The 14,041-nt window shown below is 61.9% G+C and carries 3 protein-coding genes and 1 tRNA gene; 3 read left to right on the top strand and 1 reads right to left on the bottom strand.

Annotated features, from left to right (window positions below):
* The first annotated feature begins 38 nt into the window (after positions 1-38).
* Positions 39-9,398 carry a type I polyketide synthase gene (locus P272_RS0103345; protein WP_029678140.1) on the top strand — a complete coding sequence of 3,120 codons (9,360 nt, stop codon included), beginning with the start codon at positions 39-41 and terminating at the stop codon, positions 9,396-9,398.
* A gap of 2,103 nt (positions 9,399-11,501) precedes the next feature.
* Positions 11,502-11,575 (top strand) — tRNA-Gly (locus tag P272_RS0103335).
* Between the two features lie 901 nt (positions 11,576-12,476).
* Here the strand turns inward: P272_RS0103335 and P272_RS09080 are convergent.
* Positions 12,477-12,878, bottom strand: a complete 402-nt coding sequence (locus P272_RS09080) for an RDD family protein (RefSeq protein WP_081709027.1) — start codon at positions 12,876-12,878, stop codon at positions 12,477-12,479.
* A 643-nt stretch (positions 12,879-13,521) separates the two neighbouring features.
* Here P272_RS09080 and P272_RS0103320 point away from each other — a divergent pair.
* Positions 13,522-14,013, top strand: coding sequence for a holo-ACP synthase (locus tag P272_RS0103320; RefSeq protein WP_044097730.1), 492 nt, complete (start codon positions 13,522-13,524; stop codon positions 14,011-14,013).
* Positions 14,014-14,041: the final 28 nt, after the last annotated feature.

Below are 14,041 nucleotides of genomic sequence, written 5' to 3'. Positions count from 1 at the left end.
ATTATCAGCAATCCCCAACTCTCTATGAATAGGACATCATGACCAGTACATTCTTCATCAACCGTCTCGCTGAGCAGCCGCACGCACTCATGTTCGCCGGTCAGTCCAACCCCTGGACCGTGGCTCTGGCCGATCTGCAGGGCGATCCCGACATCGACAAGGCCCTGAGGGAGCGCATGGCGGCGGCCACCGACCTGCTCAGGGCGGTCAAGCCCGATCTGCTGGCCACCAACGGCCGTCAGCTGGACCTGTTCGGCTACAGGCCAGACCCGGTCAGGCTGGGGCCGGCGGCCGACGCGGCTGTCAGCGTGCCAGGCATAGCCCTGGTGCAGCTGGGCGCCCTCATGGACATGGACCAGCTGGGCTACGACGCAGCCCAGGCTCGTCCGGTGGCCCTGCTGGGGCACTCCCAGGGCATCATCGGTGTCCACATGGTCCAGGAGATTCAGGCTGCAGGGTCTCTCAAGGCTGCCCAAGGTGCCATCGATCAGATTCTGGCCACCGCTATGCTGATCGGTGCGGCCGGCACCCGCCAGGCTCGTCGTCTGGGCATCCACCGCCAGGGTGAGGCCACCCCTATGCTGTCGGTGCGCGGTGCCACCCGCCATCAGGTGGAGGTCCTGGTTGACCGGGTTCCTGGCGCTCGTGGTCCCATCAGCGTGGCCGTGACCAACTCGGATCGCAACCTGGTTCTGTCCGGCTATCCGGAGGATCTGGCCGCCTTCGCCATCGAGGCAGGCAAGGAGAGCGAGCACCAGCGCCAACTGCGCGAGGACAAGGTCCGTGGCGGAACCGCCTTCTCACCTGTTCTGGAGTACCTGGATGTGACCCTGCCCTTCCACTCGCCGCTCATGAGGGAGGCCGTGGATCTGAGCGTGGACTGGGCCGCCCGCTGCGGTCTGGACACCGAGCGTGCCCGGGTTCTGTCTGAAGAGGTTCTGCTCAACCATGCCGACTGGGCCGGCCGGATTGCCGAGGTCATGGACCAGCAAAATGCCGCCTCCCTCTGGCTGGTGGATCTGGGCCCGGGCGAGACCCTGGGCAAGCTGGTGGACAACCTGGTCCAGGGCACCGGCGTGGGCGTGGTCGAGGCCTCCAACCAGGCCCGGCGCGCACAGTTGTCCACCATGGAGGAGGATCCGGCCCGCACCCAGGATTGGTCCAAGCTGGCTCCCCGTCTGCTTGAGACTCCTGCCGGTCCCCGGGTGGAGACGGCTTTCAGCCGGTTGACCGGCAAGCCCCCGGTCATGTTGGCCGGTATGACCCCGACCACCGTGGAGCCCGAGATTGTGGCTGCGGCCGCAAACGCCGGCTACTGGGCCGAACTGGCCGGCGGCGGCCAGGTGACCGCCGAGGTCTTCGACCGCCATGTGTCCCAGCTGGAGGACCAGCTGCAGGAGGGCCGCACGGTCGAGTTCAACGCCATGTTCATGGACCGCTACCTGTGGAATCTCCAGTTCGGCAGCCAGCACATCGTGCCCAAGAAGCGCGCCTCCGGCACCCCCATCGACGGGGTGGTCATCTCTGCCGGTATTCCCGAGCTGGACGAGGCCGTGACCCTGATCCATCAGCTCAACGAAGAGGGTTTCCCCTACGTGGCCTTCAAGCCCGGCACGGTGGACCAGATCCGCCAGGTCGTGGCCATCGCCCGTAAGGTCGCCCCCACCCACATCCTCATGGAGGTCGAGGGCGGGGCCGCAGGCGGCCACCACTCCTGGGAGTCCCTGGACGACCTGCTTTCGACCACCTATGCCGAGGTCCGCGCCTGCCCCAACATCGTTCTGGTGGCCGGCGGCGGTATCGGCACCCCTGAGCGGGCGGCCGACTACATCAGCGGCCAGTGGTCCCGTGCCTACAACCTGCCGGACATGCCTGTGGACGGTGTCATGATCGGCACGGCTGCCATGACCGCCAAGGAGGCCCACACCAACCCCGAGATCAAGCGGGCTCTGGTGGCCACCCCCGGCATCGACACCTCCACCCCCGATCCGGACCCCTTCGCCCCCATGGGCGAAAAGTGGGTGCCCAGCGGCAAGTCCGTGGGAGGCGTGGGTTCCGGCCTGAGCCATCTGCACGCGGACATCTACGAGATGGAGAACTCCTCCGCCGAGTGCGGCCGTCTGCTGGTCCGGGTCATGAAGCACCCCGAGGAGCTGGAGACCCGCCGCGGGGAAATCATTGAGGCTCTGAACAAGACCGCCAAGCCCTACTTCGGCGATCTGGAGACCATGACCTACCAGGACTGGGCCCAGCGCTTCGCCGACCTGGCCTACCCCTGGGCCGACGAAACCTACATCGACCGCTTCCTGCACCTGCTGCGGCGGATCGAGGCCCGTGTCTGCGAGCGTCAGAGCGGCGAGTTCGACTCCATCTTCGCCTCCAGGCAGGATGTGGCCGAGCCGAAGCAGGCGCTTCGCCGACTGCATGAGGCCTACCCCCAGGCAGCCGAGCTCAAGGTAGTGCCCACCGACGTGGCCTGGTTCCCCGTCCTGGTGCGCGAGTACCCCAAGCCTATGCCCTTTGTGCCGGTCATCGACAACGATCTGCTGCGCTGGTGGGGCCAGGATCAGCTCTGGCAGTCCGAGGACCCCCGTTACGGCGCCGACTCGGTCAGGGCCATCCCCGGGCCCATCTCCGTGGCGGGCATCACCACGGTGGACGAGCCGGTGGCCTCCATTCTGGGACGGTTCGAGCAGGCGGCCATAGACGGGGTGCGCGACCTGGACAGCAGTCCCGCCAAGGCCTACAGCCAGCTGGCAGGCGCCGCTGACGCGCAGGAGTTCATCCGCCGCAGCCCCAACATCTCCTGGGTGGGCCACCTGATGGCCAATCCGGCCTACGGCACGGCCATGGACGACCCCAACTACACCATCACCGCCACCGGCCAGGACGACCAGGGCGAGCACTATGACCTGGACATCCACCTGGACACCTACTGGGACGACGATCCCGACGGCGGCCTGGACCGGCATGCGGTGCGCGACATCGTCGTGCCGCTGACCCTCAAGAGCGACCAGGTCGGTCTCTTCCCGGTGGTCGACCGTAGCCGCCTGCCCAAGGATGTCTACGCCATGCTGGCCGACACGGCCGGCATCGGCAACACCACCATCACCGGCGACAAGCTGGAGGCCATGCCTGTCATCGAGAAGGACGATGACGACCAGGACCACCCCTTCGGTCTGGCCCACAGCGGCTACACCCTGGCGGCCAACCTGGGCTTCGACCATGAGGCGGCCACCGGAGGCGCCCTGCCCGATGCGCTGATCCCCTCCGGCTTCGCCCCCGACGCTCTGGTGGGTCCGGCCTGGCCGGCCATCTATGCAGCCCTGGGGTCCGTCTATGTGGATGGCTTCCCCATCATCGAGGGACTGCTCAACGCGGTCCACCTGGACCATCTGATTGAGCTGGAGGTCCCCGAGAAGCGCCTGCTGGAGCATACCGGCCAGCGGATCGGACTGACCAGCTGGGCCGAGCCTTACCAGGAGTCCGCCTCCGGTCGGGTGGTGACCATCCATGTGGTCCACGCCGCCCAGGACGGAACCGTGCTGGCCCGCGAGGTCGAGCGCTTCGCCATCCGTGGCCGCGCATACAGCGACCAGCTGCCCCAGGAGGCTCCCGAGTACGGCGGCATCCACGCCGACACGGTGGACACACCCCGCAGGCTGCTGCGCCGCGTCACCGTCACCGCCCCCACGGATATGACCGCCTTTGCGCGCACTTCCGGGGACTTCAACCCAATCCACACCTCCAAGCGAGGCGCTGCGGTCTCCGGCCTGTCTGCGCCGCTGGTGCACGGCATGTGGCTGTCGGCCACCGCCCAGTACGCGGCCCAGGCCACCGACGAGCAGGGCGTCCACTATGAGATCGCCGGATGGACCTACAACATGTACGGCATGGTCCAGCTGGGCGACAAGGTGGAGATCAGCCTGGAGCGTGTGGGCAAGGTGCGCCATGACGGCTTGGTCCTGGAGGTCACCTGCAGGATCGACGGCCAGCTGGTCTCCCGCGGCACGGCGATTGCGCGCGCCCCACGGACCGCCTATGTCTATCCCGGCCAGGGAATCCAGCAGCAGGGCATGGTTCTGGACGAGCGGGCCAAGTCGCCCGCCGCCCGCGAGACCTGGGAACGGGCCGATGCCCTGACCCGCAGCAAGCTTGGGTTCTCCATCCTAGCCGTGGTGCGTGATAACCCGCACACCCTGACGGCCAAGGGAGTCACCTACCATCATCCGGAGGGTCTGCTCAACCTGACCCAGTTCACCCAGGTGGCCCTGGCCACCGTGGCCTTCGCCCAGACCGCCCGCCTGCGTGAGTCCGGCATGGACATCTGGCCCGCCTACTTCGCCGGCCACTCCCTGGGCGAGTACAATGCTCTGAGCTCCTTCGCCGGGGTCATGTCCCTGGAGACGGTCCTGGAGCTGGTCTTCCACCGCGGATCCACCATGCACTCCCTGATCGAACGCGACGAGCAGGGGCGCAGCAACTACCGGATGGGCGCCCTGCGTCCCAACCAGTTCGGCGTGGGGGACTCCGGTGTCAAGCAGTATGTGGAGTCCGTATCCAAGGAGTGCGGCGAATTCCTGGAGATCGTCAACTACAACCTGGCCGGCCAGCAGTACGCCATAGCCGGAACCATCGCAGGCCTGGAGTATCTGCGTGCCGACGCCAACCGTCGGGCCAAGGAGGCGGGCGGCAAGCCGGCCTTCATGTACGTGCCCGGCATCGACGTGCCCTTCCACTCCACCCTGCTGCGCAAGGGTGTGCCCGAGTTCCGTGACACCCTGGATGCCCTGTTGCCCGAGCATATCGACTACTCCCGCCTGGAGGGTCGCTACATACCCAACCTGGTTGCACGGCCCTTCCAGATGACCAAGGAGTTCGCGGCCTCCATCCTGGAGGTGGTTCCTTCCGAACGCATCAAGAAGGCTCTGGACGATCCCAAGGTCTGGGACCGGTATGCGGCCGACGACCAGAGGCTGGGCCGTCTGCTGCTGACCGAGCTGCTCTCTTGGCAGTTCGCCTCCCCGGTGCGCTGGATCGAGACCCAGGCGATCATGTTCGATGCCCCCGAGCAGGGCGGACTGGGCGTGGAGCAGCTGATCGAGGTAGGGCTGGGCCATTCGCCCACCCTGGCCAACCTGGGCACCAAGACCCTGAAGCTGCCCGACTTCCGCGAGCGTCACGTGAGCGTCTACAACCTGGGCAGGGACGAGAGCCGGGTCTATCTGACCGACACCGATCCCATGGCCCCAGTGGAGGAGGAGCCCGCAGCTCCGGTCCAGGATTCCAGCCCTGAACCTTCTCCTGCTGCTGCACCTGCACCGGCATCGGAGCCAACTCCAGCCCCTGCCTCTGCCCCTGCAGCAGCCGAGGATTCGGTTCCCGTTCCGGCCGCGGTGACCGGCGGTCCATCGGGTGCCGATGTGGCCGACCTGCCCTTCAAGGCCTCGGATGCCATCGCCGTCCTGCTGGCTTACTCCACCAAGATCCGCCCCGAACAGATTGGGCAGACCGACACCACCGACACCCTGACCAACGGTGTCTCCTCCAGGCGCAACCAGCTGCTGATGGACATCAGCTCCGAGCTGGGTGTGGCCAGCGTGGACGGTGCCGCCGAGGCCAGCATGACCGACCTGAGTGCCCTGGTGAACAAGGTGGCCCCCAACTATCGGCCCTTCGGTCCGGTGCTCTCCGACATCGTGCGTGAGCGCATCCGTGACCTCTTCGGCCCCTCCGGCCTCAAGCTGCAGCAGGTCGAGCAACGGGTCTCCGACGTCTGGCAGCTGGGTGCAGGCTGGGTCTCGGCCACCGTGGCCAGCCTGGTCCTGGACACCCGTGAGGGTGCTTCCTCGCGTGGCGGCGACCTGGCGCTCCTGCCCACCGAAGCCGTCTCCACCGTGCCTGCGGCCAATGCGCTGATCGACCAGGCTGTTCAGCAGGTGGCCCAGCGTCACGGCGTCACGGTCTCCATGCCTTCTGCAGGCGGTGCTGCTGGCGGTGCCGTGGTTGACTCCGCCGCCCTGGATGCCTTCGCAGCCCAGGTGACCGGCTCTGAGGGTGTGCTGGCCTCTACCGCACGCTTCCTCCTGGACAAGTTGGGGCTTAAGCCTCCGGTTGTCCAGCCTGGCGAGAATGAGGATGCCGCCGTTGTGGCCGCCGTTGATGCCGAGCTGGGCAGCGACTGGCCCGAGCAGGTGGCGCCACGCTTCGAGGCCTCGCGCGCCGTCCTCTTCGACGATCGCTGGGCCAGCGCCCGCGAGGATCTGGCTCACATCTACCACGAGCATGATGACGACCGCAGCCGCCTGAGCTTCGTAGGAGCCGGACGCGAGGTGCACGATCAGGCCGTCTGGTACGCCGACCAGGCAGGCAAACGCGGCGAGCAGGATCTGGCACGGGTCTTCAGCGGCATCGCCGACCAGGCCATGACCCCTGCCGACTCGGACCAGACCGCAGCACGATTCGCCAAGGACGTAGCCGTGGTCACCGGCGTGGCCCCCAAGTCCATCGCGGGATCGCTGACTGCGGGCCTCCTGGAGGGTGGGGCGACGGTCATCGCCGTCTGCCATTCCCTGAAGCCGCAGACCGTCATCTGGGCCCGCGACCTCTACCGTCGCCATGCCGTGGGCGGTGCCCGTCTCTGGATCGTGTCCGCCAATCTGTCCAGCTACCGGGATGTGGATGCCCTGGTCGACTGGGTCGGCAATGAGCAGCGCAAGACCACGGGGGCCACGACCACCGTGCTCAAGCCCGCCTACGAGCCCACCCTGCTGTTGCCCTTCGCAGCCCCCGCCATGCACGGGACCATGGCCGACTCGGGCCGGCTCTTCGAGTCCCAAGCCCGGCTCATGCTCTGGAGCCTGGAACGCCAGATCGTCGGGTTCGCCGGCATCGGGGCGGACACGGACGTCGACCACCGTCTGCATGTGGTCCTGCCCGGTTCGCCCAACCGCGGCATGTTCGGCGGCGACGGAGCCTACGGGGAGGTCAAGGCCGCCCTGGACGCCATCGTCAACCGGTCCCGCCCCGAGCAGGACTGGTCCGGCCGGGTCACCTTCGCCCATCCGCTGATCGGCTGGGTGCGTGGCACCGGGCTCATGGGCGGCAACGATCCGCTGGTCAAGGTGGTGGAGCGCCACGGCGTCCACACCTACTCCACCGAGCAGATGGCTGATTCCCTGCTGGATCTCTGCACTGTTCAGGCTCGTCAGCAGGCTCTCCAGGCCCCGCTTAAGGCCGACCTGACCGGTGGGCTGGGTTCCAGCCCTCTGGACCTCAAGGCCCTGAAGGCCGAGGCTGCCCAGGATGACGATCCGTCGACACCGGCCCCAGCCGGAAAGTCCGGTGATGCGCCCGCAGATGCCGGCAAGGATCCGGACCGGGTCATCAAGGCCCTGCCCACACCCCGGGTGCCCGCCCAGGCCCCGGTGGATCTGCAGGATTGGCAGGGCGTGACCGCTCGGCCCGAGGATCAGATCGTCATCGTCTCCATCGGCGAGATGGGTCCCTGGGGTTCCGGCCGCACCCGCTTCGAGGCCGAGATGGGCATCCACTCGGATGGCCAGGTCGACCTGAGCGCCGCCGCCGTCCTCGAACTGGCCTGGAACATGGGTCTGGTCGAGTGGCAGGACAGCCCCAAGCCGGGCTGGTACGACACCGACGGCGAGCTGGTCCCCGAGCAGGACATCGCCGAGCGCTACCACGACCAGGTGGTGGCCCGCTCCGGCATCCGTCCCTTCGACGACGGCATGGGCTCCGACTACCGCCAGGGCACCAACGAGGAGGAGGTGGACGTCTTCCTGGATCACGACGTGGCCTTCTCGGTGCCCACCAGGGACATGGCTCAGGAGTACGTGGCCCAGGATCCGGACCACACCAGCGTCGCCCGCGATGAGCAGTCCGGCGAGTGGACCGTCACCCGCCTGCCTGGCTCCCGCATCCGCGTGCCGCGCCGGGCCACCATGTCCAGGACCGTGGGCGGCCAGTTCCCCAAGGGCTTCGACCCGGTCAAGTGGGGCATTCCCGCCTCCATGGTCGGGGACGTGGATCCGATCGCCCTCTGGAACATCGTGACCACCGTGGACGCCTACCTGTCGGCCGGATTCACCCCTGTGGAGATCCTGCAGGCCGTGCATCCCTCCAAGGTTGCCTCCACCCAGGGGACCGGCTTCGGTGGCATGGCCTCCATGCGCAAGCTCTACCTGGACCGCTTCCTGGGTAAGGAGATCCCCACGGACATCCTTCAGGAGGCTCTGCCCAACGTGGTGGCCGCGCACGTCATGCAGTCCTACATCGGCGGCTACGGCAACATGGTCCAGCCGGTCTCGGCCTGCGCCACGGCCGCGGTCTCCCTTGAGGAGGGCGCCGACAAGATCGCCCTGGGCAAGGCTGACTTCGTGGTCACGGGCGCCATCGACGACATCGGCGTGGAGTCTGTCATCGGCTTCGGCAACATGAACGCCACCGCCGATTCCGCCGAGATGTACTCCAAGGGCATCCAGCCTCGGTTCTTCTCCCGGGCCAACGACCGTCGGCGCGGCGGCTTCCTGGAGTCCCAGGGCGGCGGAACCATCCTGCTGACCCGTGGCGACATCGCCCTGCGCATGGGTCTGCCTGTGGCTGGTGTGGTAGGGTACATCCACTCCTTCGCGGACGGTGCCCACACCTCCATCCCTGCACCCGGACTGGGGGCTCTGGCTGCCGGCATGGGCGGCAAGGACTCGGACCTGGTGCGCTCGCTGGCCAAGCTGGGCGTGGACCCCGACGACATCGCCGTGGTCTCCAAGCATGACACCTCCACCAACGCCAACGACCCAAACGAGTCCGAGCTGCATAACACCCTGGCCCACGCCATCGGGCGGACGGACGGCAACCCGCTCTACGTCATCTCCCAGAAGAGCCTGACCGGCCATGCCAAGGGCGGTGCCTGCATCTTCCAGATCAACGGGCTCACCCAGCTCTTCCGGTCCGGGATCATCCCGGTCAATGCCTCCCTGGACTGCGTGGATCCGGTCCTGAGACGCGACGACCATCTGGTCTGGCTGGAACAGCCCCTGAAGGTGGGTAAGGTCAAGGCCGGGCTGGTCACCTCCCTGGGCTTCGGCCATGTCTCCGGCATCGGGGTCATTGTCAACCCCGGAGCCTTCGAAGCAGCCGTGCTCAAGACCTCCGGCCAGGAGGCCCTGGACGAGTGGCGTCGCCGGGCCAACGACCGTCTGGCCGCTGGCCAGCGCCGTTTGGAGGAGGGCCGCATGGGTCGGGCCCCGCTCTATGAGCCCATCGACAACCGCCGCTTCCATGAGGACGGCCACGGGTATGTGGGCCATGAGATCGAGAAGGCCATGCTGCTGGATCCCCAGGCCCGACTGGGTGCCGACGGCTACTACGACCGGAGCTGAAAGCAGCCTGAGTTGGTTGGTTTCTTATTCTCTGCAGTGGGAAATAGGAAATCGGTGAGCGTTCAATCACTGCGCTGATCAAGGAGGTGGGCCAGACGGCTCACCTCCTCTTTTGTTATGGATAGATCTCATCAACTGCTCGTACTCGGGTGATTGCTCTCTTCACGGGAGCGTGGATTGAAATGATTCTGGGTACGTCAGGCTTGGTTATGGCCTTCACTTGTCTTGTCCCACACAGGCATACGATCTGTATCTGGTTTCAGTACGATTAAGAAGGGCGTGCATTGGGTTGCTTCAAAGCTGCTTGAGGGACAGGTGGCCCTTACAACCTGAACATGGTTGGACCCCATTCATGAAAAGGTATAAAAAAGTAGATGGGTGGCCCAGGTTTTACTTGGGATTATTGCTGGGCCACCAGAATGGCCGAACTTGTCTTGGGGGAGTCGTCCGGCCGCTTACTCGTGCGAAGTGTTAGTGTTAGTGGCCGCTGCTATGGGATTCCTGCGGCTGAGGTTTGTTGCCATAATACTCATGCCAAGAAGCCCGACCACCATAGCCACGCCGATATTTTTCCCCTTATGCTGTGGGTGGGACCCTTAAAAGCTGACGCAGGTACTGGTTGTTGGTGGTGTCGGATCGGGCGATTTACTGCATTGAGGGGATCGCCTGTTTCCAGTTGCCTATTCGAGTTGGTTTCCTAGACATGAGTCCTTATGCCTGAGGCAGGGCCTAGGGACTGGAAGGTTCCTATGCTGACTGGAGGGATTTGTAAGGAGTACCGCTTTATCTTTCAGAACAAAGACAGGCATGCCCCGTGTGTGCACGATGTTGTCGTCTAAACCTCACTGATTATTGTTGCCCCACGGATAGGTGTCCCTGATGGGAAGCGACAGCCAGTGAATAATGGTAGCTCGTACTGACTCGGCGTTTCCGCAAAGACACCGCACTCATCGGTGTTTGCTGCGCTCGTAGATATAACTATATTGCAGCGAGGTATCGTGCATGTCTAAGGAAATAAAACGAACATCGCGACACCAAAAGCTACACCGCACAATCCGAATATCGTAGCCCCAACGAGGTGCTTCATGTAATCTGGCTCGCACCAATTGTTCTTGAGGTCATCTGAACATAGTGACAGAAAATGTTTAATGGCTAATATCATTTCATTTCCTTTCTTGAGAAGGAGCTGCAAGATGAAAAGCTGCCAAAATCAGGTAGGGTCAATCTGTCGATACTGAAGCAGAACAAGTTGTCGCATAGGTTATGATGCTAGCTCCGCAGCAACAAGCTGACATCTGACCTCATCTGCAAACAAATCTCATCTCTTCGTTAATCAAAGCAGAAGAACTTAGGCTAACTACTCGGCAATTATGTTTGGCTATAGTTCCCTTCTCAACTGTGGCCAACTACTTGTTTCCCGCTGTTCTCGTTTTTGAGAACTGTTTAATAAATATCTGTTGACGTTGCTTTAGATGGTATCAGAAGAATTAATGCTCATACTGTTATCGTCCGCATGATTTCAGCCATTGCAATCGATGCTCGGGCATAGTGGAATTTCCATCGTCGAAAGACGAGGCTGATGTGCGCGGCGAACTTGCCGCTGTCAATGTCAATTCCCTATTATTTTCTTTCTTCAAGATCGAATGGCGGCTCGATATCAGTCCTATTCGCCTCGCTCTGTAAAAATGAAAGATCTTGCGGAATATTTTTTCTTTTCCATACATAGTATTCAGTAATGAGTGGCTACCGCGTTAGCATGAATGATTCCGCAGTGCTCAGGCAGTCGCGGGTACACGCAAGATGTTCCTCGAATCCACGGGATTGATCCATGCATACCCAATGAAGCGATACTGGCGAGAGAGGGTTTTATTCAATGTGGATGAACTGCCTGATATTAGTTCGGTCGGCAAGGGCCAGAATTTCTGTATGAATCTTCACGGCTATTTGTTGGGGAGGGGTAATCGGCGCAGGTCTCCATGTCGCACAGGGATTCGGTCCAGAGATGTCTACATAGGTTTCGCGCTGAATAAAACCTCGGATGACCAATTTGCTGCATGTTCCGGCTGGCCCGTGTGCTATGCTCTTTACCGAGCCAACGGCTTTGCGGGCGTAGCTCAATGGTAGAGCCTCAGTCTTCCAAACTGATTACGCGGGTTCGATTCCCGTCGCCCGCTCCATGATTATCGTTGATATTCCGCCATTCTCGGCGGGTTTTCCAACAACTTGGAGCGGTCAGGATCGGGCCTGACTGAGCGAAATCTTCCCCAGCATTCGGCGCTTTACTGGTTAAATGGGTACACGATAGGATACGCATCGGAGATGCTCAGCTGACTACAACGACAAGAGCTTCCAAATGCTGCATAGGTATCGTAATCGTCCAGGACGGGAGAGGCTACTGGTATTTCCACTGGAACCATTTTTGGGCCCTATGACCAGGTTGGACAGTCAATAAAACGGACCGCCAAGAATGGAAAGCTAATTGAGTTGTTATATCCAGTCAAGTATGCTTGGTGCATTACGAGGTAATAAGCTTGGCAAGAAAGTTGCCGCTTCCTTAAGGATTGAAAGAATTTCGAGAACACTTTAGGAAAGACACTGCTGGCAGCCCTCGGTGTTGATGGTTGTCGGGCATTGTTCAAGGGATTGGCAAGGTGATGATAGTGAGTATTGTGGCATCCGTCGGTTTTGCGCTGTCAATTATCTGCCTGGTCGAGTGTGTGACTCGTCTATTCCCCAAAGGAGTGACCACTGGCCGGGCAGTCTTTGTTGTTCTGCTATGCCTGGCGTTGATAATTCTGGGGTTTGTCTCACTGCATTTCATGAGTGGCCCTAAGGGTTCGATTCCCATGACTAACTGGATTATCGCTATAGCACTGCTGGTGATATACGTGGCTATACGGTCGGCGGTCGCCATTGTCAAGCAGATACATAGCGGCCAGCAGGATACGGATGAAAACCAGCTATAGTTTGCTGCGCCATGCGCACTAATGCCTGCAGCGTGCTTGCTGTTGGAAGCCGTATCTTTTTCGCATGCCTGCACGATAGGTACAGGGTGTCGTCGCGGCATTGCAGGCATGCCTATTGTTTTCTGGTCACTGTTGTTCCCATGATCTTATCGGCGAAGGTCTGCCCTCTGCCATCCCATAAAGGCCGAAGAAAACCAATGAAAAGCGATGGGAAATCAGCAAGATGCGCTATCTCCCGCACGCCCATTCTCAGACCGGATATGGGCAGGTTGGAATCCTGATCGCATACCTGAAGCTTGAGGAGACGGTGCGCCCAGGATTGCCCATTGTGCGCGGACCATGCGGAAATCACGCAGGCAACAGCCACAGAAGCGCAATCGATCCAGGATTGAGCAGATCCGCCTGGCGAAGATCTTCCAAATGCAATGGTCCCCACCAACTGCGATAGCAACGACGCAGGCAATACTATGCGAAGCAGGTATGACGCCACTCTGCGCCACCATAAAGCTGACATTATTACCCTCCTCTCAACACCACTCTCTTGCTTTTATTTTCGGTACGACAAGCGTAGTCCTGCATTGTCTATGATGACGTTCTCTGGGCTGCGCATCGAGAGCGAGGGACTCAAGCAACTCCACTCCGAGCTGGAAAAGGTCGCAGTGCTTCCCGAACAAACAAACAGGCGTGAACCGCACTGTCCGGGATTCACGCATAGGCATAAGAGCATGACCGAGTGATTTGAACTCCTGATCAATGTCCAGCCGCTCATGATTCTTTTGCCACTGGTTTCTGTACCTCCGTTCGCAGGTACGTGACAAGCTAAGGACAATGTGTACTCATCGTCGCATGGATTGGATTCCTGTGGCCTCAGGTCCTGCGAAGAGTCTCTGAGTTGCTGCTCTGAATGTTCCTCAATGATTTGTGTGCGGTTGGCCCATCCCGCTGACTTCCGAGTAGGTTGCCGACTGCGCGCTATGAGATGCGGCAGACTCTCACTCTATCTATTCCTATCCATACCTTCCCTTCTTGCTAACCTCTTGTTCCTTATGGTTTATTCCTTCCTCGGGCTATTTGTGCACGATTGCAGTGATTGTTCATTAGGACCATAGGTTCTGTAGTCTTCAAGCTTCTGACCGGATGATTTGCTGCAGGGGCCGATGAGGGGCATACTCGGGCCTATGGAAGATGCCGGGTTTGGACAAGTGCTGGGGTTGGGACATGACCTGGTCGACCTGAAGGAGTTCGGCCGGCAACTGGCCATGCCGGGCACGCGCATGACGAGCTTGTTCTCGCCACGAGAGCGGCGGCAGGCCGGGCAGCGGTCCCTGCTCAAGCGTGACGACATAACGGCGCACTTGGCGGTGCGCTGGGCCGGTAAGGAGTCGGTGCTCAAGGCCTGGTCGCAGGCCCTGGGGTCTGAGCCGTCGCCCTATGATTTGGATGATTTCCCCTGGAGCGGGGTGGAAATCTTGGACGACAGCCGAGGTCGGCCGAGCGTCAATCTAGAGTCCTCCGTGGAAGCCAAGCTTTACGATTCCTTGCCTCTAACCGGTGGTCAGGTCGATCGAGTGCAGTTGTGCTGGCACATCGCTCTCAGCCATGATGGACCGATGGCTTCGGCGGTTGTACTTTTGTGCAGGCGTGTCTGAAACTAGACAAGGACATGTGACGCATGTG

The organism is Bifidobacterium sp. 7101, from assembly GCF_000499285.1.
Lineage (GTDB): Bacteria > Actinomycetota > Actinomycetes > Actinomycetales > Bifidobacteriaceae > Bombiscardovia > Bombiscardovia apis_A.
The sequence above is the reverse complement of the archived record's forward strand: the minus strand, read 5'-3'. Positions and strand labels throughout refer to the sequence as shown.